This is a genomic window from Sphingomonas sp. OTU376, assembly GCF_038440415.1.
Classification (GTDB): domain Bacteria; phylum Pseudomonadota; class Alphaproteobacteria; order Sphingomonadales; family Sphingomonadaceae; genus Sphingomonas; species Sphingomonas kyeonggiensis_A.
Window position 1 is genome coordinate 62507 of sequence record NZ_JASATQ010000016.1, and the last position, 23374, is coordinate 85880.

Annotated in this window: 21 protein-coding genes; 13 read left to right on the forward strand and 8 right to left on the reverse strand. The window is 67.0% G+C overall.

What is annotated here, in order from left to right:
- Window positions 1-129: 129 nt before the first annotated feature.
- Window positions 130-1398 (reverse strand): MFS transporter, encoded by a 1269-nt coding sequence (locus AAHM44_RS09325; protein WP_342249792.1) that lies wholly within the window; start codon window positions 1396-1398, stop codon window positions 130-132.
- A 124-nt stretch (window positions 1399-1522) separates the two neighbouring features.
- On the opposite strand from AAHM44_RS09325, the gene AAHM44_RS09330 reads away from it, so the two are divergent.
- Window positions 1523-1708 (forward strand): hypothetical protein, encoded by a 186-nt coding sequence (locus AAHM44_RS09330; RefSeq protein WP_184166075.1) that lies wholly within the window; start codon window positions 1523-1525, stop codon window positions 1706-1708.
- A 101-nt stretch (window positions 1709-1809) separates the two neighbouring features.
- Entirely contained in the window at window positions 1810-2769 is a 960-nt protein-coding gene (locus AAHM44_RS09335; RefSeq protein ID WP_342249793.1) for a peptidyl-alpha-hydroxyglycine alpha-amidating lyase family protein, read from the forward strand.
- Window positions 2770-2772: 3 nt separating this feature from the next.
- Here the strand turns inward: AAHM44_RS09335 and AAHM44_RS09340 are convergent, their stop codons facing one another.
- Complete coding sequence (locus AAHM44_RS09340) at window positions 2773-4416, reverse strand: inorganic phosphate transporter (RefSeq protein WP_342249794.1); 1644 nt, start codon at window positions 4414-4416, stop codon at window positions 2773-2775.
- A 209-nt stretch (window positions 4417-4625) separates the two neighbouring features.
- Between AAHM44_RS09340 and AAHM44_RS09345 the strand changes: the two genes are divergently transcribed.
- Window positions 4626-4895, forward strand: a complete 270-nt coding sequence (locus tag AAHM44_RS09345) for a hypothetical protein (RefSeq protein WP_269575354.1) — start codon at window positions 4626-4628, stop codon at window positions 4893-4895.
- Between the two features lie 80 nt (window positions 4896-4975).
- Here the strand turns inward: AAHM44_RS09345 and AAHM44_RS09350 are convergent, their stop codons facing one another.
- Window positions 4976-5467, reverse strand: coding sequence for a hypothetical protein (locus AAHM44_RS09350; protein ID WP_342249795.1), 492 nt, complete (start codon window positions 5465-5467; stop codon window positions 4976-4978).
- Window positions 5468-5646: 179 nt separating this feature from the next.
- Here AAHM44_RS09350 and AAHM44_RS09355 point away from each other — a divergent pair, with 179 nt between their 5' ends.
- Both AAHM44_RS09355 and AAHM44_RS09360 read left to right on the forward strand, forming a co-directional pair.
- A complete protein-coding gene (locus tag AAHM44_RS09355) occupies window positions 5647-7956 on the forward strand; it encodes an ATP-dependent helicase (RefSeq protein ID WP_269575352.1) in 2310 nt (769 codons plus the stop codon).
- Between the two features lie 168 nt (window positions 7957-8124).
- Window positions 8125-9612 carry a serine hydrolase domain-containing protein gene (locus tag AAHM44_RS09360; RefSeq protein WP_342249796.1) on the forward strand — a complete coding sequence of 496 codons (1488 nt, stop codon included), beginning with the start codon at window positions 8125-8127 and terminating at the stop codon, window positions 9610-9612.
- Window positions 9613-9626: 14 nt separating this feature from the next.
- On the opposite strand, the gene AAHM44_RS09365 is transcribed toward AAHM44_RS09360, so the two are convergent.
- The gene (locus AAHM44_RS09365) at window positions 9627-11813 is read right to left on the reverse strand and encodes a putative bifunctional diguanylate cyclase/phosphodiesterase (protein ID WP_342249797.1); all 2187 of its coding nucleotides are present in this window, start codon (window positions 11811-11813) and stop codon (window positions 9627-9629) included.
- A 172-nt stretch (window positions 11814-11985) separates the two neighbouring features.
- On the opposite strand from AAHM44_RS09365, the gene AAHM44_RS09370 reads away from it, so the two are divergent.
- On the forward strand, window positions 11986-12762 hold the full coding sequence (locus AAHM44_RS09370; protein WP_342249798.1) for a hypothetical protein: 777 nt from the start codon (window positions 11986-11988) through the stop codon (window positions 12760-12762).
- On the opposite strand, the gene AAHM44_RS09375 is transcribed toward AAHM44_RS09370, so the two are convergent.
- Both AAHM44_RS09375 and AAHM44_RS09380 read right to left on the reverse strand, forming a co-directional pair.
- A complete protein-coding gene (locus tag AAHM44_RS09375) occupies window positions 12759-13430 on the reverse strand; it encodes a hypothetical protein (RefSeq protein WP_342249799.1) in 672 nt (223 codons plus the stop codon). The two genes, AAHM44_RS09370 and AAHM44_RS09375, sit on opposite strands and share 4 nt — an antisense overlap.
- Window positions 13431-13457: 27 nt before the next feature.
- Window positions 13458-13796 carry a hypothetical protein gene (locus AAHM44_RS09380; RefSeq protein ID WP_269575347.1) on the reverse strand — a complete coding sequence of 113 codons (339 nt, stop codon included), beginning with the start codon at window positions 13794-13796 and terminating at the stop codon, window positions 13458-13460.
- Between the two features lie 256 nt (window positions 13797-14052).
- Here AAHM44_RS09380 and AAHM44_RS09385 point away from each other — a divergent pair, with 256 nt between their 5' ends.
- The 7 genes from AAHM44_RS09385 to AAHM44_RS09415 all read left to right on the forward strand — a co-directional run bounded on the left by AAHM44_RS09385 (window position 14053) and on the right by AAHM44_RS09415 (window position 21085).
- A complete protein-coding gene (locus tag AAHM44_RS09385; protein ID WP_269575346.1) occupies window positions 14053-14583 on the forward strand; it encodes a glycine zipper 2TM domain-containing protein in 531 nt (176 codons plus the stop codon).
- A 134-nt stretch (window positions 14584-14717) separates the two neighbouring features.
- A complete protein-coding gene (locus AAHM44_RS09390) occupies window positions 14718-15260 on the forward strand; it encodes a hypothetical protein (RefSeq protein ID WP_342249800.1) in 543 nt (180 codons plus the stop codon).
- Between the two features lie 182 nt (window positions 15261-15442).
- On the forward strand, window positions 15443-16834 hold the full coding sequence (locus tag AAHM44_RS09395) for an MFS transporter (protein WP_342249801.1): 1392 nt from the start codon (window positions 15443-15445) through the stop codon (window positions 16832-16834).
- Between the two features lie 83 nt (window positions 16835-16917).
- Window positions 16918-18249: an MFS transporter gene (locus AAHM44_RS09400; protein ID WP_342249802.1), complete on the forward strand. Its 1332-nt coding sequence runs from the start codon at window positions 16918-16920 to the stop codon at window positions 18247-18249.
- On the forward strand, window positions 18246-19166 hold the full coding sequence (gene cysK, locus AAHM44_RS09405; protein ID WP_269575342.1) for a cysteine synthase A: 921 nt from the start codon (window positions 18246-18248) through the stop codon (window positions 19164-19166). The genes AAHM44_RS09400 and cysK overlap by 4 nt, the downstream gene beginning before the upstream one ends.
- A 75-nt stretch (window positions 19167-19241) precedes the next feature.
- Window positions 19242-19553: a hypothetical protein gene (locus AAHM44_RS09410; protein WP_269575341.1), complete on the forward strand. Its 312-nt coding sequence runs from the start codon at window positions 19242-19244 to the stop codon at window positions 19551-19553.
- Between the two features lie 92 nt (window positions 19554-19645).
- A complete protein-coding gene (locus tag AAHM44_RS09415; protein ID WP_269575340.1) occupies window positions 19646-21085 on the forward strand; it encodes a cell wall hydrolase in 1440 nt (479 codons plus the stop codon).
- A 131-nt stretch (window positions 21086-21216) separates the two neighbouring features.
- On the opposite strand, the gene AAHM44_RS09420 is transcribed toward AAHM44_RS09415, so the two are convergent.
- A complete protein-coding gene (locus AAHM44_RS09420) occupies window positions 21217-22665 on the reverse strand; it encodes a PH domain-containing protein (protein ID WP_342249803.1) in 1449 nt (482 codons plus the stop codon).
- On the reverse strand, window positions 22658-23137 hold the full coding sequence (locus tag AAHM44_RS09425; protein WP_342249804.1) for a PH domain-containing protein: 480 nt from the start codon (window positions 23135-23137) through the stop codon (window positions 22658-22660). The genes AAHM44_RS09420 and AAHM44_RS09425 overlap by 8 nt, the downstream gene beginning before the upstream one ends.
- Window positions 23138-23374 lie beyond the last annotated feature (237 nt).

Below are 23374 nucleotides of genomic sequence, written 5' to 3' on the forward strand. Positions count from 1 at the left end.
ATCACCCCAATTCGAGGCTGACGTCGCGTGTCGCGCAATATGATTGCGTGCGCGTGATCCTATTTTCGCCAACCGCGTCAAAGAGCAGCCGGCCCGAAGGCTGGCTGCGCGAGCCCAGCAGGCTAAATCCTACATTGCAAGCCGGCGCTTCTGCACGAGCAGCAGCCCGACCAGGCTCAGCATCCCGGCCCCGGCGAGATAATAGCCGACCAGCTCCAGCCCGCCCTGCTGGACCAGCCAGGCCGCGATCAGCGGGGTGAGGCCACCGCCGAGGATGCCGCCCAGGTTGAAGGTCACGGACACGCCGGTATAGCGCACGCGCGCCGGGAACAGGCTCGGCAGCCAGGCGCCGAGCGGTCCATAGACGAACCCCATCACGAACAGCGCGAAGGCAAGCCAGATCGCGACGCTGGGCAGCGAGTCCGGCCCGAGCATGAGGGTCATCGTCAGACCCACCGGCACGGTGAACAGGCAGCCGAGCATCAGCACGCTGTTGGCGGTGCGCTTGTCCGCGCTGATCCCGGCGACGGCGATGCCGGCCGCCATGAACAGGATGGCGATCAGCTCGATCCCCAGGAACGTCTCGCGGTCATAGCCGAGCGTCTTGGTGCCGTAGCCGATGATGAACACGGTCGAGATATAGAACAGCGCGAAGCAGGCGATCGTGCCGACGGTGCCGGCGAAAGTGGCGAGCGCGCTGGTGCGGAACAGCTCGCCGATCGGCACGGCGGGCGGCGCTTCCTTCTCGGTCGCCGCGACATATTCGGGCGTCTCGGTGATCTTGAGGCGTACCCACAGCCCGAGGAACACCAGCACCGCGCTCGCCAGGAACGGCAGGCGCCAGCCCCATTCGCGGAAGGTCGCCTCGTCCATCAACGCGCCGAGCACCAGGAAGAAGCCATTGGCGAAGATGAAGCCCACCGGCGCGCCCATCGGCGGGAAGCTGCCATAGCGGTTGGCCCAGCCCGGCGGCGCATTCTCCACCGCGAGCAGGCTCGCCCCGCCCCATTCACCACCGAGACCCAGCCCCTGGCCGAAGCGCAGCAGGCACAGCAGGATCGGCGCGGTGACGCCGACCAGCGCATAGCCGGGCAGGAAGCCGATCAGCACGGTCGAGATACCCATGAGCATCAGCGAGGCGACCAGCGTCGATTTGCGGCCCAGCCGGTCGCCGAAATGGCCGAACAGCACTCCGCCCAGCGGCCGCGCAAAGAATGCGACGGAGAAGCTGGCATAGCTGGCGAGCTGCGCGATCCAGGGCTCGCTGGCGGGAAAGAACAGGTCGGGGAACACCAGAGCCGCCGCGGTCGCATAGATGTAGAAATCGTAGAATTCGACCGAGGTGCCCACCAGGCTGGCGAACAGGATGCGGCGGTGCGATGCGGCGGCTTTGGTCATGCCCTCTCCCCTTTGATCCTCTCCTTGGATCGATTGACCGCAAAGGGGAAGCCCGTTCATCGGCCGGACAGTTTCGCCCGCGTACCGGAAAATCCTCAGCGACCGGAAGTCAGGGAGACGGGCGATGCGCGAATCGGCAGGCAGGCGGCTGGCTTATGCCACGCTGTTCGCAATCCTGGCCGGGCTGCTCGTCGCCTTCTGGAACCCGATCGAGCATTTCAAGGCGGATCTGCGCGCCGACGGCCAGGGATTCAAGTTCAGCATCGAGCTGGCGAGCCATCTGCTCGAACTGGGCGCAAAACGGCTCTAGCGCCCTTCCAATATCGTCATCCCTTTCGTGCGGCTCCATCTTCGCGCCATCGCTGAGATCCCGGCTTTCGCCGGGATGACGGATGCGACTAGGGTACGGGAATGCGCATCACCGGCCTGGCGGCATTCGCCCCGCTCCTCCTCGCCTCCGCTGCCCCGGCACCGCATTACGCCGTCGTCCCTGGCTGGCCGATCCTGCCAGAGGGACGCGTGCTCGGTCCCTGTTCGGGCGTCGCGGTGAACAGCAAGGGCGAAGTGCTGGTCCTCCACCGTGGCAATCGCGGCACCGATGCCAAGGGGCTGGTGCCGGTGAAGGAGCCGGTGGTCGAAGTGTTCGACGCGATGACCGGCAAGCTCAAGCGCGAATGGGGCGCCGGGCTGTTCGTGGTGCCGCATGGGATCAGCATAGGCCCCGGCGATCATGTCTGGATCACCGATACGGGCACCAGCCAGGTCTTCGAGTTCGCACCGGACGGCACATTGCTCCGTACGCTTGGCGAGCGGGGTGTGCCGGGTGCCGATGCGACGCATTTCGATCGTCCCACCGATGTCGCGCCGATGGCGGACGGGAGCTTCTATGTCGCGGACGGCTATGGCAATTCGCGCGTCGCGCGGTTCGCTGCTGATGGGAAGCTGCTCTTCCAATGGGGCTCGCGCGGTACCGGGACGGGCCAGTTCAATATCCCGCATGCGCTGGCGGTGGATGGATCGGGCCGTGTCTATGTCGCCGACCGGGTGAACGACCGCGTCCAGGTCTTCGACGGCATGGGGCACTTCCTCACCGAATGGAAGTCACCCGTGATCGGCCGCCCCTTCGGCCTGGCGCTGCTTCCCGGCAACCGGATCGCGATCCTCGACGGGGGATCGAACCCGGACAAGGTGCCCGATCACGACGGCGTGACGATCGCGGCGCTCGATGGCCGTCAGGTCGAGCATTTCGGGCGGATGGGCAACCAGGACGGCCAGTTCTGGATCGCCCATGACATCGCCGCGGACCGGGCCGGCAATATCTATGTCGTCGATATCGCCGGCCAGCGCGTGCAGAAGTTCGCGCGGCGCTGAGGCTTAGAGCCCCAGCACCTTCACGCCGTTGAGCATCGCCCAGTAGAGGCAGCCCGAAAGCGCCATCGCCGCCGGCAGGGTGAGCAGCCAGGCGAGCGCCAGGTTGCGCACCGTGCGGCCCTGCAGGCCCGCGCCGCTCGCCACCGATGCGCCGGCGACGCCCGAGGACAGGATGTGCGTGGTCGATACCGGCAGGCCGAAGCGATCGGCCGCCAGGATCGTGCCGGCTGCGACCAGCTCGGCCGAGGCTCCCATCGCATAGGTCATGTGCTGCTTGCCGATCTTCTCGCCGACGGTGACGACGATCCGCTTCCAGCCGATCATCGTGCCGAGGCCAAGCGCGAGCGCGACGACGATCTTCACCCAGAGAGGGATGAAGCGCGTGCCGGCTTCCAGCTTCTTCTGATAGTCGCCCAGCGCCTTGAGCTCCTCCGCCTTGTAGCCCTCGGGCTTCTTGGTCGCGAGCTTGGTGGTGTCGAGCACCAGATACATGTCGTTGCGGACATTGCCGGTGGCTTCCGCCGGAACCTTGCTCAGCGCGCCATAGCCCTGGACGCGGCCGGTTAGATCCCTGGACAGGCTCTCGAGCGCAGCGAAAACCTCGGGGGTCTCGGCCTTGCGCTGCTGGAGCGCGCTGGTGAGCACGGTGCGGGCCTGGGCCGGCGCCAGGTCGGGCAGGCCGTTGCTGCGCGCGTCGAACACGGCCTCGGCGATGTTGGCGGTCTGCACATAGGCGGGCGTGGCGCTCGCCGACTGGGTGCGGTTGAGCGCATAGGCGGTGGGCGCGCAGCCGATCAGGATCAGCATGATCAGGCCCATGCCCTTCTGGCCGTCGTTCGAGCCATGGCTGAACGAGACCGCGGTGCAGGTGAAGATCAACGCGCTGCGGATGCCGATCGGCGGCGCGGTGTTCGGCATCGGTGAGGTGTAGAGCTTCTGGTTGCGCAGGAAGACCCGCATCACCAGCAGCAGCGCGATCGCGGCGAAGAAGCCGATCAGTGGCGCCATCCACAGGCCGGTGAGGATCTTGGTCGCCTGGCTCCAGTCGACGCCGGCGGTGCCGCCGCGCGAGCCCGCGTTGATGAGCTGGTTGGCGAAGCCGACGCCGAGCACCGAGCCGATCAGCGTGTGCGACGACGAGTTGGGCAGGCCGATATACCAAGTGCCGAGGTTCCACAGCACCGCCGCGAGCAGCAGTGCGAAGATCATCGCGAAGCCGCCCGAGGATCCCACGTTGAGGATCAGTTCGACCGGCAGCAGCGTGATGATCGAATAGGCGACGGCGCCCGACGACAGCATCACGCCGAGGAAGTTCCAGAAGCCCGACCAGACGACGGCGAAATGGGCGGGCATCGAATTGGTGTAGATCACCGTCGCGACGGCGTTGGCGGTGTCGTGGAAGCCGTTCACGAACTCGAAGCCGAGCGCGATCAGCAGCGCCAGGCCGAGGAAGAGGAACACGCCGGTGGCCAGCTCCTCCCCTACCCCCTTGGTGTCGGTCAAAACGCTCCAGCCGGCAAAGGCCAGCCCGCCCACCATGATCGCCGCGAACAGCAATTTGGCGAGGGGATGCGTCTTGTAGTCGAATCGGGGGCCGGGCTGCGGTTGGTCAACCGGTGCGGCTTGGTCCAGAGCGAGTGATGCCATGATATGCGCGCCTCTGGCCGGAGGGTGTGACAGCCTTATGACAAACGCATGACAGGCCCATGGATCGGCCAGTTTGCGTCATTCCGGCACGCGATTACGGGTCCTGTTCGGGCCAGGGCGGATTAGCACCGAATGGGCCTCAACTCACTTTGCCAAAACCTGCGGGGCGTCGGACAACCGGAGTGCCTGATGTTGGCAAGGAGACAAGAATGAAGGAACTTTCATTGCTCGCCGCCTGTGCAACGCTTGCCCTGATGGGCTCCGCGATGCTTCCTTCTTCGCAAGCCATGGCGCAGACCAATCCGAACTGCCTGCCTGAGCTGACTCCGGACGCGCCGCCGCCGAACCCCGAGGACAATTGCGACGAGGTCGGCAATCCCGAGGAAGGCGGCACCGACAATCCGCCGCCTCCGCCGCCGATTCCGCCCAGTGCTTTCGCACGGGCCGACGCGATCGCGCTCCGCGAGATCTACGTCTAGATCCGCTCCTGGCGAGACGGTTGGGCGGGATCGCGCAACCGTCTCCATCCGCCGCCATCAGCGCGGCGTGTCCATCGATTTCAGAAGCGCAGCTGCATATAGGCCTTGGGCCCCGGCTTGATCCCGCGATTGCCCCCCGGCGCGCTCATGAAGCCGCGTCCGCGCAGCCGCCGCAGCCAGGCGAAGCCCAGCTCGACCTTGTCCGACGCCTCGAAGCTCAGCCGCGCCCCGGCGTAATGGCGGGCATCGCGTACCATGCCGCGATCCGCATCGAAGCGCGGGGCCTGCGCCACGGCGCTCAGCCCCAGCCAGGTGTGCCCCAGCACTTCCTTCTGCACGGAAAAGCCATAAGAGGCCTTGGTCTCGTCCGCCCGCCAGGCTTCGCTCGGCTCGCGCACGGTCGCGCTGGTCCGCAGCCACAGGCCGGAGACATGCTCCTCGTTCTTCACCCGGATTTCCGGCCGCAGCACCAGATAGGCGGTCTGCGCCGCCGCAATCGCCTGAGCACATGCCGGCGCACAGGCGAAAACCGCCCCCGCCGCCGCAATCAGACTCGCCCCCCGAATCATCATTATCCCAGCTCCCCAGCTGCGGGATTTGGCCGCCAACCGATGGTTGACGGCAATTAGGTATTATTGCGGGTTTGTTGCAGACGCTAGTGCATTGTTGCGATTGTATTTCCGATGCCTGTGCATAACTGCTCCTGCGCGCGGAGCTTGCGGCCGCCCAAAGCGTTCCCTAGTTGTTCGCCATGACCCTGCCCGTAGAGACCGACAATAACGCCCCCTATCTGAGCGGCCTGAACCCGCCCCAGCGCGAGGCGGTGCTCACTTCCGAAGGGCCGGTGCTCGTCCTCGCCGGCGCCGGCACGGGCAAGACCGCGGCGCTCACCGCCCGCCTCGCCCATCTGCTCTGGACGCGGCGCGCCTTCCCGTCCGAGATCCTGGCGGTCACCTTCACCAACAAGGCGGCACGCGAGATGAAGGAGCGCGTCGGCCGCCTCGTCGGCGCTGCGGTCGAGGGCATGCCCTGGCTCGGCACCTTCCATGCGATCGGCGCCAAGATGCTGCGCCGCCATGCCGAGCTGGTCGGGCTGCAGAGCAACTTCACCATCCTCGATACCGACGACCAGCTCCGCCTGATCAAGCAGCTGATCCTCGCCGCCGATCTCGACGAGAAGCGCTGGCCCGCCCGCCAGCTCGCCGGGCTGATCGATGAATGGAAGAACAAGGGCCTGACCCCCGCCGAGATCGGCGCCGGCGAGTCCGAGCGCTATGCCAATGGCCGCGGCGCCGCGCTCTACTTTCTCTATCAGGAGCGGCTGAAGGCGCTCAACGCCTGCGACTTCGGCGACCTGCTGCTCCACATGCTGGTGATCCTCAAGACCCATCGCGACGTGCTGGAGAGCTATCAGCAGCGCTTCCGCTACATCCTGGTCGACGAATATCAGGACACCAACGCCGTCCAGTATCTCTGGCTGCGACTGCTCGCCCAGGAGCGCAAGAACATCTGCTGCGTCGGCGACGACGACCAGTCGATCTATTCGTGGCGCGGCGCGCTGGTGGAGAACATCCTCAAGTTCGAGAAGGATTTCCCCGGCGCCAAGGTGATCAAGCTCGAGCAGAATTACCGCTCGACGCCGCACATCCTCGCGGCGGCCAGTGGCGTGATCGCCAACAACAGCGGCCGCCTCGGCAAGACGCTCTGGACCGACAAGGACGAGGGCGAGAAGGTCAAGGTGCTCGGCGTATGGGACGGGCCCGAGGAGGCCCGCCGCGTCGGCGAGGAGATGGAAGGCCTCAATCGCGGCGGCAAGTCATTCGACGACATGGCGATCCTCGTCCGTGCCCAGCACCAGACCCGCGAGTTCGAAGACCGGTTCATCGCGATCGGCCTGCCCCACCGCATCCTGGGCGGCCAGCGCTTCTACGAGCGCATGGAGATCCGCGACGCCGTCGCCTATCTCCGCGTCATCGCCCAGCCGGCGGACGACCTCGCCTTCGAGCGTATCGTCAACACGCCCAAGCGCGGCCTGGGCGACAAGGCGCTGGCGAAGGTCCACCAATATGCCCGCGCGGCGCAGGTGCCGCTCACCGTGGCGGCGGCGCGCATCCTCGATACCGACGAACTGACGCCCCAGGCCCGCCGCGCGCTCGGCAACCTGGTCGGCGACATGGCGCGCTGGCGCTCCATGGGCAACGACCTCCAGCACCCGGATCTTGCCCGCATCGTCCTCGACGAGAGCGGCTATACCGCGATGTGGCAGGCCGATCGCACCGCCGAGGCCGCCGGGCGCCTGGAGAACCTCAACGAGCTCGTCCGCGCGATGGAGGAGTATGAGACACTCGGCGCCTTCCTCGAGCACGTCTCGCTTGTCATGGACAACGAGACCAATGCCGACGAGCCCAAGGTGACGATCATGACGATCCACGCCGCCAAGGGCCTGGAGTTCGACACGGTGTTCCTGGTCGGCTGGGAGGAAGGCATCTTCCCCTCGCAGCGCGCGCTCGACGAGGGCGGCAACGCGTCGCTGGAGGAGGAACGCCGCCTCGCCTATGTCGCGATCACCCGCGCGCGGCGAAAGGCCTTCATCCTCCACGCCGCCAATCGCCGCATCTACGGGCAGTGGAACTCGTCGATCCCCAGCCGCTTCGTCGCCGAGCTGCCCGAGGCGCATATCGACAGCGAAAGCACGATGACCGGCGGTGCGAGCCTGTGGCAGGCGAACTGGAGCGAACGCAGCGACCCCTTCGCGGATGTGTCTCGCGGAACGGGAAGAGGCCCGGGCTGGCAGCGCGCCGCGGGCGTGGACATGAAAAACCCCGGCGGCAGCTTCACCTCCCGCACCTTCAACCGCGAACCCGCCCGCGTGGTGGAAAGCCGGGCGTCCGCCGTGAGCTTCGGTGCCAAGGCGCGCGACGACCTGTCGCTGGGCATGCGCGTGTTCCACCAGAAGTTCGGCTACGGCGTGATTGCCGAGATCGAAGGCAACAAGCTGGAGATCGACTTCGAACAGGCCGGGCGGAAGCGGGTCATGGATAGTTTTGTGACGGTGGGGTAGTTTCTCCAGACCTTGAGGAAGGGATTTCCCTCAGGGTGATGAATCGTGCTTCCCCGCAAGGAGGCAGATTCCCCGGCTCCGCAAATCACCGCGTGTATTGCATAACCATTACACCCTTGACGCAGGCTGCGCTACAAATGTAGCCTCGTAGGCGAAAGGGATCAAACCATGCAGCACAACGCCTACCGACCCCGCCTCAACCGCCGCCAGCTCCTCGCGCTGATGCCCGCTACCGCCGGCGCCGCGCTCCTGCCCGGCTTCGCCCGTGCCGCAACCTCTGCCGACCCGGTGCAGGCGCTGGTCGATGAGTTCGTGAAGAGCGGCAAGGCGCCCAGCGTGTCCGTCGCGGTGATCCGGGACGGGCGCACGCGCTTTCACAACGCCGGCATCGCCAATCGCGCCACCAGCACGCCGGCCAGCGAGCATATGGTCTATGAGATCGGCTCGATCTCGAAGACCTTCACCTCACTGATCCTGGCCCATGCGATCCGCGAAGGCCGGGCCCGGCTCGACGACGATGTCCGCAAATACCTCCCGGCGGGCTATGACAATCTGGTGCGCGACGGCCGTCCGGTGCGGCTCGCGGACATGGTCACCACCACTTCCGCCCTGCCCGACAATGTGCCCGACTGGATGGCCCGCTTCAGCAAGCTGCCGCCGAACGAGCTGGCCTTTGCGGTGGCGAAGCTGCTCGACGGCTATGACCAGCCGCAGTTCCTCGTCGATCTCAAGGGCGCGCAGCTGGTCGATATGCCCGGGCACCTGCCGCGCCACAGCAATGTCGCCTCGCAGCTCCAGGGCGTGGTCGTCGAGCGGATCTATGGCGCCCCCTATGACGCGCTGCTCGCCCGCTTCGTCGAGAAGCCGCTGGGCATGCGCGCCGGCGGGGCCTCGGTGCCGCCCGCGCTGTTCGCCATCGGCTATGCCACGGACGGCAGCGAACGGCCGACGCTGGCGATGCCGGTGATCCGTGCGGCGGGTGGGCTCCATTATTCGGCGGTGGACATGGCGCGCTATCTCACGGCCCAGATCGCCGCGACCGATCCCGCCATCGCCCTCACCCACCAGCCCCTGTTCGGCACGCCGGGCGCCGGGCAGATCGGCTTCCACTGGGTGATCGGCAAGACGGCGGACAGCCAGACCTATCTGCGCCATTCGGGTGGGACGCTCGGCTTCTCCAGCTATTGCGACTTCTATCCCGCCCAGCGCTACGGCGTGGTCGTGCTCGCCAACAGCTCCGGCGCGCAGAGCACGGCGCAGGGGCTTGCCGATGCGATCCATGCCGCGCTTTTCGGCGAGCCCAAGGGGCTGGTGGCGCTCGAGGCGGCGCTCGAGAAGAGCGACTATGCCGATGTGCCCGGCACGATCGCGTCGATAAAGGCCCGCTTCCCAGAACTGCACCTCAACGAGGATTTCGTGAACGCCTGGGGCTATCGCCTGCTGCGCGACAAGCGTCCGGCGGCGGCGCGAGGCATCTTCGCCTGGAACGTGTCGGCCTATCCCGACAGCTGGAACGCGCATGACAGCCTGGCGGAAGCGCTGGCCGAGGCGGGCGACAGGCCCGGCGCGATCGCGGAGTATCGCCGCTCGCTCGAGCTCAATCCGGGCAACGACAATGGCAGGGAGGTTCTGGAAAAGCTGCAGAAACAGCCCTGAGCGACCGGGCGGCGCTAGACCTCGATCCCGTTCCACTCGGTGGTGGTGTGGAAGGCGGGCAGCGCCAGCCCCTCCTCCGTCTTCGCGACGAGATTGTGGCCCTGCTGCTGCAGTCCGGCCTCGCCAAGCACCTTGGGCGAGACCCGGTGCCGGGTAGTGAGCGCGCCGTTGCTGTCCTCGACCAGCGGCTGCTCGAACTCGATGCCCTGCTGGTGCTGCAGAGCGCGGCGGACGATGGCAACGACCATCTGGCCCTCGCCAAGGTCGACGACGAACTGAGTGCCCTCCGGCACATCGACAATGCCCTCGATCAGGGCGCCCGAGGCGGAGACGTTCTTGAGAACGGCGGGGTAGTAGTGATTGTCGTGGATCACGCCGACCTTGCGGAAGGTGGTGTGGCGGATGTGGCGCTGGCGGGCAGGCCCTTGGGGCTTGAGTACCCATTTGCCGTTCTCGAGGTGCTTGGCGAGGTCGGCCGCGGCAACGGCGCCGCTGTAGAGGAAACCCTGGATATGGCTGACGTTCAGCCGGCGCATGGTCTCGAGCTGGTCGAAACTCTCGATGCCCTCGGCGGTGGTCTCCATGCCAAGGGCATTGGCCAGCGCGACGATGGCGGCGATGATCGCCTGGTTGCGGGCCCCTTCCTCAGTGGTACCGCGGACGAAGCTCTGGTCGATCTTGATCTTGTCGAACGGCGCGCTCTTCAGATAGCCGAGCGAGGAGTAGCCGGTGCCGAAATCGTCGAGCGCCAGCCGGACGCCGAGCCGCTTGAGCGCGGCAAAGCGGGCGTCGGTCTCGGCGGTTTCGCCGAGGAACACGCTTTCGGTGATCTCCAGCTCGAGCCGCTCGGCCTTGAGCCCGGAATTGGCGAGCGCGCTCATCACGATGGCGGGCAGCGCCTCGCTGGCGAACTGGATCGGTGAGACGTTGACCGCGACGCGCAGCTCGCCGGGCCATTTGGCGGCGTCCATGCAGGCCTGGCGCAAGGTCCACTCGCCGAGCTGCGGGATCAGGTTGGCGTCCTCGGCGATCGGGATGAAGATCGCCGGCGAGATCCGCCCGCGCTTGGGATGGTTCCAGCGCAGCAGCGCCTCGAAACCGGTGACGTCTTCGCTGCGGGCGCTGAGGATCGGCTGGTAATGGACCGCGAGCTCGCCGTTGGAGAGCGCGTCGATCAGGTCCTGCTCGAGCAGCCGGCGGTCCTCGGCGACCTGGAGCAGGTCGGACGAGAAGAAGCGCGCACGGCCGCGCCCCGCCCCCTTGGCGGCATAGAGCGCGAGGTCGGCGTTGCGGACCAGCTCGTCGCTGGTGCTTGCGTCGAACGGGCTGACCGCGATGCCGATCGAGGCACCGATCAGGCAGCGGCTGCCGTTAATCGTATAGGGGTGCGAAAGCGCTTCGATGATGCGGTTGGCAAGGTCGGAGATGCCGACCCGGTTGTGCGCGTCGGGCAGGATCACCTGGAACTCGTCGCCGCCCATCCGGGCGATCTGCTCGGGATTGCCGACGATGGTCGCAAGCCGCTCGGCGACCTGCTTGAGCAGCGCATCGCCCACCGGATGGCCGAGGCTGTCGTTGATCGCCTTGAACCGGTCGAGGTCGATCAGCATCAGGGCGCAGGCGCGCTCCTGGCTGCGGAAGGCGGCGATGGTGCTGTCGAGCAAATTGCCCATCCGCCGCCGGTTGGGCAGGCCGGTGAGCGGATCATACATGGCGAGCCGGATGCTCTCGCGGGTGGCGCGCTGTTCCTTGGTCACGTCGACGCCGTGACCGAGATAGCCGGAGAACCCCCCGCGACTGTCGCGTGCCGGCTGGCCGGAAAGCGCCCACCAGCGCTCCTCGCCGACAATGTCGACCAGCAGCGGGATCGCGTCGAAACGGGCCTGGCGGGCCATCTGGAAGGGCATGGTGCGACGGCGCTCGGCGTCCGCTTCGTCATTCGGGTTCTTGAACAGCGACACCAGATCCTGGCCGATCAGCGCATCGCCGGTCTGGCCAAGCGAGCGCGCGGCGCCCTCGCTGATATAGGTGATCCGGCCTTCGGCGTCGGTCGCCCAGAACCAGCCGAGGTTCATGGCCTCGTAGTTGCGGAACAGGCGGAGATGTTCGGCGGCAAGCGGGTCCGGGCCATTCCGGCGCATGAACGGGATGGCCGTGCCGTTCCCGATCGCCCTCGCCGCCCCGACACCCGTACCGCTCATTCCGCCTCGCCCGAGATTTACACCAATCCGGATGGGTTCCTACGCGTGGACCCTTTAGGTTGTGTGAAGGCGGGGCCCCGGAAAACTCGCTCGCGGACGGAAATCGGCGTGGGCGAGCGCATTGATGCGGGGTAAGAACGAGGCCGAAACACCCCCGAAAGGACCTGGACGCATGCGCCTGATGCTGACCGCCCTGCTCGCTACCACCATGCTTGCCGTGCCTGCCTTCGCGCAATCCTCTCCTTCCGACGTCGCCGACCTGGTCGGTGCCCGCGCGGCGGGCGGCGAGACGCAGCTCGAGGCGCGTGGCTATGCCTTCGTCACCGTGAACACCGTCCGCGACACGAAATGGTCGCTCTGGTGGAGCGGTCGCCAGCGCCAGTGCATCCAGGTGGCGACCAGTGAGGGGCGCTATTCGGCGATCCAGCGGGTGCCCGACGCGAACTGCCAGGGTGGCGGCGGCCAGCCCCAGCGCCCCGACTATGGCCCGCCGCGCCCGGACTATGGCAACGCCCCGGGTGGCGGCGACCGCTATGGTCCCTCGATCACTCTGGTCTGTTTCGGCGGCGGCAGCGCCCCCTCCGCGCAATATCAGTCAGGCTATGTCTATAATTCGCGCAGTCACCGCTTCGAGCCGCAATATGGGACCACGCTCGGTCGCGAGGGTTTCGCGTCCGACCTGCAGATCGAGATCTGGCATGGCCGTGGCCGCATCCGGCCGGAGGGCAAGCTGGTCTCGCCGATCCACAGCGGCGGCGACAATGGCTGGTGGGACATCCAGAACCTGGTCGTCACGCCGGATCGCATCACTGGCGAATATCGCATGAACGGGTTGAACAAGCCGAAGTTCGAGATCGACCGTCGCAGCGGCATCATTCGCATCCGGGCCGCAACCAACTTCACGGGGCGGTGCGATGCAGGGGACTGGCGCGGGGGTGGCGGCTTCTAGGCCAGCAGGGCGGCGAGCAGCACGAACAGGATCACGCACTCCACCATCGTCATCGTGGCGATACCGAAGCCGCGAAGCTTCGAGACGGCCAGGGTGCGTGCGAACCACAGCGTCTGCAGCGAGCCATACCAGAGGAAGGCGGCAAGGATGATCGCGAGCCCGGCGCTGCGGAAGGCCGGGCCTCCCTGCATCTGCGTCGCGAGCGACCCGATCCCGAGCACCAGCGCGAACACGCCGGCGGGATAGCATTGCGCATAGAATAGAGGCTTCAGGCTGTCCCGGGTCAGCGGCGCCTTCTGCCGGCGCAGCAGCGCGACTGCCATGATCAGCGGAAAGATCGCGAAGAAGAGCAGCCGCATCAACAGCAGGCTGGTATCGTCGCTGATCAGTCCCGACAGTCCGCGCTTGTCCGCCACGATCGAACTTTGCCCGACAAGTGCCAGTTCGATCGTGTGGCTGAGCAGCAGCGTGAGCAGCAGGAAGATCGGCGGGCTGAGCACATCAGGATATTGCTGCTCGGCCGTGTCCTCCAATTCGCTGTCTGCATAGGCCATCATCACGAACGGGTGCCGGATCGTCCGCCACAGGGTGATCGGATAGAAGACCAGCCAGGTGATGATCTCGTACAGCAGGTCGTCGAGCGACTTGAGGAACTGCATGAAGTTCATGGGGCCGTTTCAGCACACCCCCGGAGATCAGGCCACCGCCATCAGGGTCTCGCCCTGATATTTCTCCAGACTGGGATCGAACAGCGCGCTCTTGACGAAATCCCGGTCGGTCACGGTCATCCCGGTCAATCCGTCGAGCTTGAAGGTGCCGATCTTCTCCTCGCGCGGCGGCGCGCCTTCCTTGAGCACCACCACGCCATCGACATGCAGCGCGTCATGGCGGGTGTAGAGGATGTGCGGCGCCAGGATCATCGCCGTGCGATTATACGTCACGGACAGGCATTTCTGGCGCACGATCCCTTCCAGCACCATCGGCGTGGTCGGAGCGGGAGCGGCGGTGGAATCGGTTTCATTACTCAACAGCATGGGGCCTTATGGCAACTCTTGCTGCGCCGCAGCAAGCTTTTGGCGTTCAGTGCAGGCTTTCCGGCTTCAAATCGGCCAATCCGTCTATCGGTTCCGTGCCAACTATCAAAGGCCGATCGGGTTTCGCGCTGGTGCGTTCTGCCGCACTTCATTACGGTTCCGTCGTATCTGCATCGTCCGTTCAGCCCGGCTTCACGCGGATGTCCGGAACGTTTCAGCGCCCCCGGCCGTATGGGCCTTCGGGAAGGAGAATAACATGAAGCATCTGGTAACCCTCGCCGCAGTCGCAGCGGCCAGCCTGGCGGTCGCGACGCCGGCGATGGCACAGCGCGCGCCCATCTACGCGCAGGACGAGGAAGCGCGTTTCGATGCGGCGCAGCAGCGTTTCGAGCGGGAATATGACCAGTTCCAGCAGGCGCTCGAGCGCTACCGCGCCTACAAGCAGCGTCCGGTGGCACCGCCGCCTCCGCCCCGTGGCGGCTATTCGGGCTATGACCCGCGCGACGACGAATATTATGATGCCGCCCGCGATTATCGCGCGCCGCCGCCCGGCTACCAGGAGCGCGTCCTGACCCAGGACGACCGCATCTATCGCGGCAATGACGGCAAATATTATTGCAAGCGCTCGGACGGCACGACCGGCCTGATCGTCGGCGCCGCGGCGGGCGGCCTGTTCGGCAACGTGATTGCAGGCGGCCGTTCCAAGACCGTCGGCACGCTGCTCGGCGCGATCGCCGGCGGCGCGCTCGGCAGCTCGGTGGACCGCGACCAGGTTCGCTGCCGCTGACGTTCCGGAGGCCCTGTCGCACCTGCGGCGGGGCCTCCGTAGCTTCCCCAATAGGGTTAGCTCCTGAGCCGCGATTTCACCCCTGGACAGGCATACTGCGCCAAAATGGGGGAATGAGGAGTCGCGTAATGCCCGTGGAGCGTGTGCTGAGACAGCACAGCCACATTCTTGCCAATGCCGATGCGCTGGAGACGATGGTTTCCGGGCCGCGGCCTGCCAGTGTCGACGGGCTGGGATTCCGCCGCTGGATGTTCACCCGCGACCTTCTGATGCATTTCGCGAAGATGGAGGGCCAGGTTTATGGCCCCCTGATGGATGGTCTGGGCGGCGAAGTTGCGCAAGCGGCCAGCCAGGCGAGCGCGGAGACGGCGGCACTGGTCGCGGATTTCCGCGAGCATGTCACCCGCTGGCACGGTTTGCCCAGCGAGGCGCAGTGGGAAACCTATGCGCGCTCGATCCGCTGGCTGATGGGGCGCATCCGCGAGCGAATCGAGCGCGAGGCGGCCGATATCCTGCCGTTGATGCACCAGCTTCCCACGAACGACGAAGGCGCATGTCCCGGCAAGCCGGATCATCGCTACGTCGCCGATGCGTGGGAGATCCGTGAGCTGATCTTCACCGGCAACAATCTTGTCATCGAGAACGGTGCGGGCCGGAACAAGACCGACCCAGCCTGATCGGCCTAGTGCCAGAACAGCAGGATAAGCAGGATGATCGGGATCGGAATGCCCAGCAGCCACAACAGGATGCCCTTGCCCATCAGTCTCTCCAAGTCTTTGGTTTAGATTGCGAAACAACCCATTTGGGTAAGGAAGAGTTCCCGCTGGAACCCGACGCACTGTTGCGGCACTGAACGGCGATGACCGATGGCCTCCCCCAGCCCCGCCGCACCCTGGCCATCGCTGCCGTTTCGTTCGGATCGGCATTGGTGGTGATCGATGGCGCCATCGCGACCGTGGCTCTGCCCACCATCGCCCGCGACCTGCGCATCGAGAGCTCTGCCGCGGTCGCGATCGTGACGGTCTACCAGCTCGTGCTGGTCATGCTGCTGCTCCCGCTTGCCGGACTGGGCGAGCGGATTGGCCTGAAGCGGATGTACCAGACCGGGCAGCTCGTCTTCACCGTCGCGACGGTCCTTTGCTTCTTCGCCAAGAGCCTGCCCTTCCTGCTCATTGTCCGCGCCGCGCAGGCGGCGGGTGCGGCGGCGGCGCTCAGCGTATCTTCGGCGCTGATCCGCCAGATCTATCCGGCCAAGCATCTTGGGCGCGGGCTGGGCATCAACTCGGTGGTGGTTTCCAGCTCGGCCGCGCTTGCGCCCACCCTGGGCGGACTCGTGCTGGCCATTGGCCCCTGGCCCTGGGTTTTTGCCTCCGCCGTGCCTTTCGCCATCGCCAGCCTGTTGTTCGGCCGTGCCTTGCCTGGGAGCGAGCCGCGTGACGAGCCGTTCGACGTGCTGGGTGCGCTGCTCTGCGCCGGCATGTTCGGGTTGGTGATCGGCGGGCTGGAAAGTGCCGTGCACGGCGACAGCCCGGTGGTCTCCGGCGCGGTGGTGATCGCAGGCGCGACGATCGGCCTGCTGTTCGTCCGGCGGGAATTGCGCGAGCCCAAGCCGATCTTGCCGGTCGATCTGCTGGCGCGTCCGGTGCTCGCCTTGTCGGTGGTCGGGGCCTTCACTGCGTTCATCGCGACGATGACGCTGCTGCTTTCTCTCCCCTTCCGGCTCCAGCACGGCTATGGCTTCGCGCCTTCCGAAGTCGGCGCGGTGATCGCGCCCTGGCCGCTCACAACGATGATCGTCGCGCCGCTCGCCGGCTCGCTGTCCGATCGCTATCCGGCGGGTGCGCTCGGCGCGATCGGCATGGTGGTCGCGGTAACCGGATTGATCTTCCTCGCCTTTCTGCCCGCGGACCCGACCTGGTTCGATATCGCCTGGCGGATGTCGCTCACGGGTGCCGGCTTCGGCATGTTCCTGTCGCCCAATGCCCGGCTGATCATCGGCTCGGCGCCGATCGATCGGGCCGCTGCGGCAGGCGGGCTGGTCTCCACGACGCGGATGGTGGGACAGACGACCGGCGCGACGCTGGTGGCCGCGCTGCTGGCGCTGAGCATCGGCGGCGGAACGGTACCTGCCCTTGTCGCTGCCGGGCTGGCGACCATTGCCGGATTGTGCAGCTTCGCGCGGCTGCGCCCCGCGATCCGCAACCCGCGCAGTGCCGAGACCGAGGACGTCCAGCCGGCAAAGCTGCGCTGATCGGGCATATCTTGATGTGATTGGCGGCCGCGCCTGCAATCGTTCGTTGCGGTTCCGTCGCGGAAGGGCCTAGAGGCGCTTCCATGGCCGCCGAAGCAACGCATCCATTCGCCGTTCCCAACTTCCGCTATTATTTCCTGGCGCGCCTCTCGGCCACGCTCGGGCAGATGGCGATGGTGATCGTGATCGGCTGGCAGGTCTATGACATCGCCCGGCGGACGATGACGGTGAAGGAGGCGGCGTTTCAACTCGGGCTGATCGGCGTCGCGCAGTTCCTGCCCCTGCTCTTCCTCTCGCTGTTCGCCGGCTGGGTCGCGGACCGGCTTGACCGGCGCTGGATCGCCCGAGCCTCGGTGGCGCTCGAAGCATTCTGCGCGATCAGCCTGGGTGTGCTGACCTATACCGATACGATCAGCCTGCCGGCCCTGTTCGGCATCGCCGCGCTGCTCGGTGTCGCCCGCGCCTTTGCCAGCCCGGCACTGAGCGCGCTCTCGCCCAACCTGGTACCCAAGGCGATCCTGCCGACCGCGATCGCGCTGAGCTCGCTCTCCTGGCAGATCGGCACCGTGATCGGGCCGGCGATGGGCGGCTATCTCTATGCGGCGGCGGACTGGCTCTCCTATGCGGTGGCGGGGGGACTGTTCCTGCTGTCCTTGCTCATGCTCATGCTGATCGGACCCGTGCCGCGTACCGTGCGCAAGTTCAGCGGCAGCCCCTGGGCGCAGATGGTCGACGGGTTGCATTATGTCCGGCGGAACCGGCTCGTGCTCGGCGCTATCTCGCTCGACCTGTTCGCGGTGCTTCTCGGCGGCGCGACGGCGATGCTGCCCGTCTATGCCCGCGACATCCTCGAGGTCGGCTCGGCCGGACTCGGGCATCTGCGCGCGGCGCCGGCGGTGGGTGCGGTGCTGACGGCGGTGTTCTTCTCCTGGCGTCCGCTCAAGAGCGATGTGGGCGTGAAGATGCTGCTCGCGGTGGCGCTGTTCGGCTTCGCAACGGTGATCTTCGGCCTCTCGGCGCCCTTGCTGGTGCCGGTGCTGGGGCCGAGCGCAATCGGGCATGATACCGCTCCGGCGGTATTGATCGCATTGTTCGCGTTGTTCGTGCTCGGCGCAGCCGACATGGTCTCGGTCTATGTTCGCCAGTCGCTGATCCAGCTCTATACGCCGGACGAGATGCGTGGCCGGGTCGGTGCGGTGTCCACCCTGTTCATTTCGGGCTCGAACGAGCTGGGCGAAGCCGAATCGGGCTTTCTCGCCGCGCTCATCGGTCCGGTCGCCGCTGTGGTTGGCGGCGGCATCGGCGCGATCCTTGTCACGATCGCCTGGGCCAAGCTATTTCCGGAGTTGAGGCGGGCTCGAACCTTCGATCCTCCGGCCAATCTTGAGATTCCTCCCAAGGAGATGACGACATGAAGGCCAATACGATCCTCGAAACGATCGGCAACACGCCGCACATCCGGGTGAGCAAGCTGTTCCCGGACGCGGAAGTCTGGATCAAGTCCGAGCGCACCAACCCGGGCGGCTCCATCAAGGACCGCATCGCGCTGGCGATGATCGAGGCCGCCGAGAAGGACGGCAGCCTGCAGCCGGGCGGCACGATCGTGGAGCCGACCAGCGGCAATACCGGCGTCGGCCTGGCGATGGTCGCGGCGGTTAAGGGCTACAAGCTGATCCTGGTGATGCCCGAGAGCATGAGCCTTGAGCGCCGCCGCCTGATGCTCGCCTATGGCGCGACCTTCGACCTGACGCCGCGCGAAAAGGGCATGAAGGGCGCGATCGAACGAGCCATGGAGATCGTCGAGACGACTCCGGGCGCCTGGATGCCGCAGCAGTTCGAGAACCCAGCGAACATCGACGTGCATCACCGCACCACGGCGCAGGAGATCCTCAACGACTTCGCCGACACTCCGATCGACGTGGTGATCACCGGTGTCGGCACCGGGGGCCATATCACGGGCGTTGCCGAGACGCTCAAAAAGGCCTGGCCGAATGTGAAGGTCTATGCGGTCGAGCCCGAGCTTTCGCCGGTGATCTCGGGCGGCCAGCCCGGCCCGCACCCGATCCAGGGCATCGGCGCGGGCTTCGTGCCGCGCAATCTCCACACCGATGCGATCGACGGCGTGATCAAGGTCGATGCCGGTGTCGCCAAGGACATGGCGCGCCGTGCGGCAAGGGAGGAAGGTATGCTGGTCGGCATCTCCTCGGGGGCGACTCTGGCCGCGATCCTGCAGAAATTGCCCGATCTTCCGGAGGGCGTCCGGGTGCTTGGGTTCAATTATGATACAGGTGAGCGCTATTTGAGCGTTCCAGACTTCCTTCCGGAGAGCTGAGGCACTGGAATTAACTCCCGATTAACGCTAGTTTTCCCGAGTCGGGGAAAACGTCGTTTCCGGGGGGAATTCGTCGTGCGTAATGCAATGATCCTGGTGAGCGTGATGCTTGCCATTTATCTGGGGTGGCCGCTGGCTTTCGGGGGGAAGCAGCGCGGGCTGGAAACGCCGGCCGAAGCGCGCGGTGTGGCGGCCGCCCCAGTCTCCGCCATCAAGCACAAGCCGGTGGCGCTGGCGGCCGCGGCGCCGGCGCGCCCGGAGAGCTGCTACAAGCGCTACCAGCGTGAAGTGAAGCTCTGCATCGGCGAGAGCACCGCGGCGGCCTGCAAACTGGGTGCGGCGGACCATTGGGATATGTGCGAGGCCACCGGCTTCTGGCCGGACTAAGCCCCGCCGTCCCACGCTGAGCCGAAGCCTGCGGCGTTTCGGCGCCGCAATGGTTCCAACCTGCGTGCTTCTGCGTTATGGGCGGCGACCCCATGGCGACCCTTTCCTTTCCTCGCAGCTTTGCAGGCTCTTCGCGCCCCGTCTCGCCCGTGCTCGTGGCGATGCTCGGGCTTGTCATGCTCCTGGCGATCGCGGGGCCGGTCTGGCTCGTCGCGCACACGCCTCGGACCGTCATCGGCAAGGCCAAGGCGCCGGTGAAGGTCTCGCACCGGGTGGTGCCCAAGGACGAGTTGCCGGCCGTAGAACCGGTCGAGCTGCAGGTCGTCACGCCCGATGACGCGCGGGCGTGGAACGCCTCGGTGCCCTTCTCCACCCTGCCCAACCCCGCCGCCCGGCCGTTCAATATCTTCGGCGCCGAGGACAGCCGCGAACGTGCGGTCGATTGCCTGGCTGCCGCGGTCTATTACGAGGCCGGCGACGATGCCGTGGGGGAAAAGGCCGTGGCGCAGGTCATCATCAACCGCGCGAGGCATCCCGCTTTCCCGAAAACCATCTGCGGCGTCGTGTTCCAGGGATTCGAACGCTCGACCGGCTGCCAGTTCACTTTCACCTGTGACGGGGCGATGCTGCGCTATACGCCGACCGCCGCGGCCTGGGAGCGGGCGCGCTATGTCGCCCGCAGCGCGCTGACCGGATCGGTGTACAAGCCCGTCGGCCACGCCACCCATTACCACACCGACTGGGTCGTCCCCTATTGGAGCGCCAGCCTGGAGAAGATCACCGAGGTCCATACCCACCTGTTCTTCCGCTGGAGCGGCTGGTGGGGCACTCCCCCCGCCTTCAACCGGACCTATGCCGGTGTCGAGCCGAACATCGGCCTGATGGCCCGCCTGTCCCCCGCCAACTTCAAGAGCGACCCGGCACTCGACGCACTGCTGCCCGGCGCGGCGGGCGGCGACGGCGCGTTCATCGACCCCGCATCGATCCCGACCAGCGCGATCCCCGCGCCGATGGCGGTCGAAGGCGGCGGCGAATCGAACAACTTCATGCTCACCCTGCCCGCCGGCATGAACCCCGACGCCTTCGCCGCACTCGCCATCCGCACCTGCGGCGAGCGCCCCTATTGCAAGTTCATGGCCTGGGCCGACCCCAAGCAGACCCCGGCGAAGCTGCCGCTCGGCAGCAGCCAGGTGGCGACCATGTCGTTCAGCTACCTGCGCGACGAGGCGCAGGGCTTTGCGAAGGCGCTGTGGAACTGCCAGCAGTTCCGCCGCCCGAGCCCGGTCCAGTGCATGCGCGCCCAGATCGCCGCCGCCCCCGAGGCAGCTCCCGCGCCCGCCGCGACGCCGCTGCCCGGCGCCGGCCCGCTCAGCGCGCCCGCGCCGCTGGCCGGGGTGCGCCGCAAGGTCGACGCGGTCGCCCCGCCGGCGACCGCGCCTGCCAATGTACCGGCCCAGGGCAAGGGTGCGGTGAGCTTCAGCCTGCCGGTGCCCCGGCCCTCGCCGACCCCGCGGCCGACGCCCGTTCCCTGACCGGTTGAAAGAGCGGCCGGCGCGAGGCCGGCCCGGTCAGCGGAACATCTGAAATCCTACATTGCAAGGGAGGAAGCCTCCTTCCTGCTCCCCTCCCTCCCAGGGAGGGGAAACAAGGGCGGAAATTCAGGCTAGTCCACCTTCGCCGCCAGCGCTTCGGCCAGCGCCAGCGCGGCATCCAGCGGGGCGTCGCTGACATTGGGGCGGTGCCAGCCGCTTGCGCCCGCCGTGTCGACCGAGACCGTCGCCACGCCGAGCCAGCGCTGGAGCAGGCCCTGGCGCACGGTGAGCGTCTGGATCGAGTCGAAGGGCACCACCCAGTCGCGCTGGGACAGCACGCCGCGCATCACCTGCAGGCTGGTGTCGCGCAGCGCATAGCGATGATGCGCGCGCTGGAAGAGCGCGACGATCACGGGGACCGGCACGAGCAGCAGCCCCCACCAGAGCAGCGGCAGGAACCAGCCCGCGATGGCGAAGACCAGCGCGACCGGCATGCCGTGGCGCAGCGCCGAGCGGAGGATATGGGCCGGGGCCACCGGGCGCAGGCCGACGCGCTCGAAGGTCGGCAGCGGTGTGGCGGCGAGCACCTCCGCCGCTTCCTCCTTCGTGGCGAAGGGCGCGAGCCCCTGGCGGCCCGAGGGATCGGTGCTGCCGCCGAGCGTCTGCACCTCGACGCTGTTCCAGCCCAGCCGCCCGGAGATCATGCCGCGATGGACCAGCCCGAGCTGGATGCGGCGATCGGCGATGACGACTTCCGAGCGGGTGAGCAGCCCGCGCACCCGGCGGAAGCGCCCGCCTTCATGGGTGAGCGTGAAGCCATAGTCGCGCAGCAGGGTGCGGACGATGCCGGCGACCAGGCTGACCAGCAGCGCCAGCCCCGCGACCAGCACCAGCGCGACGATGCTGAACCGCGCGATGGCGACCCGCTGGGCTTCGCCGAACAGCTCCTCCCAATCGAGCTGGAGGATCTCTCCGAGATAATGGAGACCGCCATAGATTGCGGCGATCCAGACGAGCGAGAAGCCGAACACCCCCTCGATCAGCACGCGGCCGAGCGACATGGCGAAGATCGTGCGGCGCTCCGGGGCAGGTTCCGGCGCAGCGGCATCGCCGGCCTGCACCGCGGCGGCGGGCGTGTGGCTGCGGAGCAAGGCGCGCAGCCGCTCGGCCTCGGCGACCGAGACGCTGTCGAGATGGGCCTCCTCCTTCTCGCCGCCGCCGGTCTCCAGCTTGACCAGCGCCAGGCCGACGATCCGGGCGAACGGGCCGCGCTCGATCGAGACGTCCTGGATGCGCGCGCGCGGGATCGAGCGGCGGCTGCGGCGCAATACGCCCTGCTGGATCAGCACTTCCTCCGCGCCGATCCGGTAGTTGAAGCACCACCAGTCGAGAAAGGTCATCAGGATCACGGCGGCCGCGATCGCGCCAAAGGCCCCGAAGGCCAGCACCGGATGGAATTCCTTGCCGGCAAAGCCCAGCGCCAGCGGCGGGACGACGAGCGTCGAGGGCGCGCGCTTGATGAAGCGCAGGATCACGGTGAGGACGTGCAGCCGCTGGGGCCGCGCTTCGGCCTCAGTCATGCGCGGCGCTGCCGATGCGCTCGCGGATCGTGTCGCGGATTGCCTCGGCGGTGGCGCGGGCGATGCCGGGCAGGATCACGACATTGTCGTCGGTGCCGGCGGTATGGAGGACAAGGGTGGCGACCTTGAACAGCCGCTCCAGCACATCCTGTTGGACGTCGATATGCTGGACGCGCAGCACCGGCACGATCGTGTGGACCCGGGTGAACAGGCCATGCTCGACATGGAGCTCGGTGCCGGTGAAGGCATAGCCCCAGCGGCGCCAGCGGCGCGGCGGCGCGAGCACGACCATCCACAGCGCGAGAAGGATGACCGGGGCGAGGAACAGGCCCGGCATGGGGAGGTTCGGCACGAACCACTCGGCCGCCCCGGCTGCCACCAGCAGGACGATCGCATTGCGCAGCGCGCGCAGGCGGATCACGTGAAGCTGCCCACGCTCGAGCGGCGTGAGCGGTACGATGGCCAAGGTCATGAAAACACTATCGCCTTCCCCGGGGTATGGCTCAAGTGTATTACTGCACCATAGCGGCGGTGATGGGATCATTGTTGCCACTCCTATTTCCCGGCGGAGGCCGGAGGAATTGGCAGTGGATCGCGAGCGCAGCGCGTTCTTGCTGCTCCCCGGCGAACGCCGGGGCCCAGGGTCGCAAGCGGATCGGCGGAGAAACCCTGGGCCCCGCGGGGGGGGGGGGGGGGGGGGGGGGGGGGG

Bases quoted from the DNA above. Each gene is read 5' to 3' on its own strand.
- AAHM44_RS09325 (WP_342249792.1), bottom strand. From the start codon at position 1,398: ATGACCAAAGCCGCCGCATCGCACCGCCGCATCCTGTTCGCCAGCCTG.
- AAHM44_RS09330 (WP_184166075.1), top strand. From the start codon at position 1,523: ATGCGCGAATCGGCAGGCAGGCGGCTGGCTTATGCCACGCTGTTCGCA.
- AAHM44_RS09335 (WP_342249793.1), top strand. From the start codon at position 1,810: ATGCGCATCACCGGCCTGGCGGCATTCGCCCCGCTCCTCCTCGCCTCC.
- AAHM44_RS09340 (WP_342249794.1), bottom strand. From the start codon at position 4,416: ATGGCATCACTCGCTCTGGACCAAGCCGCACCGGTTGACCAACCGCAG.
- AAHM44_RS09345 (WP_269575354.1), top strand. From the start codon at position 4,626: ATGAAGGAACTTTCATTGCTCGCCGCCTGTGCAACGCTTGCCCTGATG.
- AAHM44_RS09350 (WP_342249795.1), bottom strand. From the start codon at position 5,467: ATGATGATTCGGGGGGCGAGTCTGATTGCGGCGGCGGGGGCGGTTTTC.
- AAHM44_RS09355 (WP_269575352.1), top strand. From the start codon at position 5,647: ATGACCCTGCCCGTAGAGACCGACAATAACGCCCCCTATCTGAGCGGC.
- AAHM44_RS09360 (WP_342249796.1), top strand. From the start codon at position 8,125: ATGCAGCACAACGCCTACCGACCCCGCCTCAACCGCCGCCAGCTCCTC.
- AAHM44_RS09365 (WP_342249797.1), bottom strand. From the start codon at position 11,813: ATGAGCGGTACGGGTGTCGGGGCGGCGAGGGCGATCGGGAACGGCACG.
- AAHM44_RS09370 (WP_342249798.1), top strand. From the start codon at position 11,986: ATGCGCCTGATGCTGACCGCCCTGCTCGCTACCACCATGCTTGCCGTG.
- AAHM44_RS09375 (WP_342249799.1), bottom strand. From the start codon at position 13,430: ATGAACTTCATGCAGTTCCTCAAGTCGCTCGACGACCTGCTGTACGAG.
- AAHM44_RS09380 (WP_269575347.1), bottom strand. From the start codon at position 13,796: ATGCTGTTGAGTAATGAAACCGATTCCACCGCCGCTCCCGCTCCGACC.
- AAHM44_RS09385 (WP_269575346.1), top strand. From the start codon at position 14,053: ATGAAGCATCTGGTAACCCTCGCCGCAGTCGCAGCGGCCAGCCTGGCG.
- AAHM44_RS09395 (WP_342249801.1), top strand. From the start codon at position 15,443: ATGACCGATGGCCTCCCCCAGCCCCGCCGCACCCTGGCCATCGCTGCC.
- AAHM44_RS09400 (WP_342249802.1), top strand. From the start codon at position 16,918: ATGGCCGCCGAAGCAACGCATCCATTCGCCGTTCCCAACTTCCGCTAT.
- cysK (WP_269575342.1), top strand. From the start codon at position 18,246: ATGAAGGCCAATACGATCCTCGAAACGATCGGCAACACGCCGCACATC.
- AAHM44_RS09415 (WP_269575340.1), top strand. From the start codon at position 19,646: ATGGCGACCCTTTCCTTTCCTCGCAGCTTTGCAGGCTCTTCGCGCCCC.
- AAHM44_RS09420 (WP_342249803.1), bottom strand. From the start codon at position 22,665: ATGACTGAGGCCGAAGCGCGGCCCCAGCGGCTGCACGTCCTCACCGTG.
- AAHM44_RS09425 (WP_342249804.1), bottom strand. From the start codon at position 23,137: ATGACCTTGGCCATCGTACCGCTCACGCCGCTCGAGCGTGGGCAGCTT.